The organism is Pseudoalteromonas sp. BSi20439, from assembly GCF_000241165.1.
Taxonomy (GTDB): domain Bacteria; phylum Pseudomonadota; class Gammaproteobacteria; order Enterobacterales; family Alteromonadaceae; genus Pseudoalteromonas.
This window is the reverse complement of record NZ_BADW01000028.1, coordinates 1-2,600: the sequence shown is the minus strand read 5'-3', so window position 1 is coordinate 2,600 and position 2,600 is coordinate 1. Positions and strand designations below refer to the sequence as shown.

Here is a 2,600-nt window from a genome sequence, read left to right as displayed (position 1 = left end):
CTAGATAGTTAACTCTGTTAGAGGCATACGGGCAGAATATAGAACATTAATCGACTATTGCATGTCCTAAATGTGGACAGATAAAAACGGAAGAAATGCTGACAAATTCATGTCAGCGGTATCACAAGTATGAGTCACACAAGGTTTTGCCAAACTATTGAATGGTGACTGGTGTGTTTACTTCTCATATGGAACAGCAAAATTCCGCCAATTCTAGAACGACAAAATTAGTTGCAGCCGTTAATGCACTAGAGTGTTTAAATTGAAGTTTATTATTGACTCTTCAACGTCTGCTTTACACTCTGAATTTTCGTTAATAACTCAAAAGCTAACTTCCGCTTTTGGCTAAGTGAAGTCATAAGGTATTCATTGATGCTAATGTCCGCAATGTCGGAGGAGCTGCCGTTAGCAAATAGCATCAAATTATCGTAATATAACTGATTGAGTCTCAGATATTATGATTAAAAAATCATACTTTCATAAAAAGAGAGATTGGCGGCATCCCTTTAAAACCTTTCAGTCTAAAATGAGATCAATCTCAATCATTATGCACAGTCACAAATACTCCACATAGGTTGATCATGGCAGTGGCAAACGGATTATCATTTTTGGTATTGAGAGAGCCGTCGATAATATTCAAACAAGCACCTTTCTTATGGATGCTTTCAATTGCCTCAAGAATAGATTTTAACGACCGTCCCAAACGGTCGAGGCGAGTAACAATAACTTCATCACCTTCCCTGATAAAGTCGATGAGTTCCTAAAGCTTTTCTTCATTTCGAATCGAAGCACCAGACTGTTTGCCTTGGAATATTTTTTCACAGCCCTGAGCGTCCAACTTGGACAGTTGAACATTTAAATCTTGTTCTTTAGTTGAAACTCTTGCAAAACCAACTTTCATATATACGAAACCTGTAACTTTCGCACACCTTAACAATTAAATGAACGAAAGTATATTAAATAAATTTCGTACATGAACGTAATAAAAAATAGAAATTCGTACACTACGGATAGAAAATGAATGACAATTCTAACTATAAAGTGACTTAATTATTTCACACGCTTCACTTGTACACGAGCTTGCCATTTGTTGAAGCTCAGCTTGTAGTGCTTTGAGTTCTCCCATTAGATTGTTAACTAAAGCCAATTTAGCCTGTGTCTATCATAAGTTCAAAACTTAAACTTTAGATATAAGCTGAAATTGAGTCAATCGTATTACAAATACTCTTATTGATACTGGCTCATTACTTGCACTTTTTCGAGAACATGACCACATGTAGAGAATAATAGGCTAACAGTGGGAAATATTTACACTATCAATGTAAGGATTACTTATGAAATACTCAAGATTTGCTGCAATGATCATCACCTCAACCATTGCTATGTTTGTCATGATGTATCTCAACACTTACGCAGTATCACATATATGGTTTAGTGAAACGCGTATCTATATGGCGTTGTATATGGGAGCAGGTATGGCAATGATCATGCTGGCCTTTATGCTTGGCATGTACAGTAACAAGAAGCTCAACATGGCTATTTTTCTATTGGCGACAATACTGTTTGCCATATGTCTTTATCTTGTTCGCTCTCAAAGCACAATTTCTGACACTGCTTACATGAAAGCGATGATTCCTCATCACTCCATTGCTATTCTTACTAGTGAGCATTCAACTTTGGAGGATGTACGCGTGCGTGAATTGGCAAATGGTATTATTAAAGCCCAACGAAAAGAAATAAAAGAAATGGAATGGCTGATTAAAGATATTTCTGAAAATGGAAAGGTCAGCTCACAAGCTCAGGCTGAGCAACGACCGCTCCCAAAGTTTGAAGGCACACTGAACAAAGGAGACTAAGATGACTAAGACAGCTACCCTGTACAGAATGGTCACTGACGAACATATCTGCCCCTATGGTTTAAGGTCGAAAGATTTGCTGGAGAGGCAAGGGTATGATGTAGAAGATCATAAGCTCACGTCAAGACAACAAGCTGATGACTTCAAAGCTAAGCATGATGTCAAAACTACGCCACAAACCTTTATTGAAGGAAAGCGTGTCGGAGGATACGATGACTTAAGAGAGTATTTTGGTAAAGATGAAGCAGGTCAAACTGGCACAACCTACACGCCCGTTGTAGCCATTTTCTCGATAGCTGCACTTCTTGCTGTCGCATCTCAACATTTTGCTTCCGGCTCATTTATCTCCATCAGAACACTGATGCTATTTATAGCTTTTTCAATGACGCTCTTAGCGGTGCAAAAACTGAAAGACCTATACAGTTTCACAAATTCGTTTATTACTTATGATTTACTAGCGATGAGATGGATAAGATATGGTTATATTTATCCCTTCATTGAAGCATATGCAGGTATTGGTATGGTTGCCCAACTACAGCCTCTCGCAGTGGCACCATTTTCATTGTTTATCGGCACAGTTGGAGCAATTTCAGTTTTCAAAGCCGTTTACATCGACAAACGCCAGTTAAAGTGTGCCTGTGTAGGCGGCGATAGCAGTGTGCCACTTGGATTTGTATCGCTATCTGAAAACTTATTTATGATCGCGGGAGCATTGATTATGCTGCTGATGTAAAGGTATAGCTC

General features: G+C 38.4%; 2 protein-coding genes and 1 pseudogene. 2 read left to right on the top strand and 1 reads right to left on the bottom strand.

Features of this window, described 5'->3' with window-relative positions:
- Positions 1-538: 538 nt before the first annotated feature.
- Positions 539-901 (bottom strand): annotated as a pseudogene (locus tag P20439_RS18915) (recombinase family protein).
- 433 nt (positions 902-1,334) lie between these two features.
- On the opposite strand from P20439_RS18915, the gene P20439_RS02645 reads away from it, so the two are divergent.
- Positions 1,335-1,856 carry a DUF305 domain-containing protein gene (locus tag P20439_RS02645; protein WP_008109672.1) on the top strand — a complete coding sequence of 174 codons (522 nt, stop codon included), beginning with the start codon at positions 1,335-1,337 and terminating at the stop codon, positions 1,854-1,856.
- Between the two features lies 1 nt (position 1,857).
- The gene (locus P20439_RS02640; protein WP_008109669.1) at positions 1,858-2,589 is read left to right on the top strand and encodes a MauE/DoxX family redox-associated membrane protein; all 732 of its coding nucleotides are present in this window, start codon (positions 1,858-1,860) and stop codon (positions 2,587-2,589) included.
- Positions 2,590-2,600 lie beyond the last annotated feature (11 nt).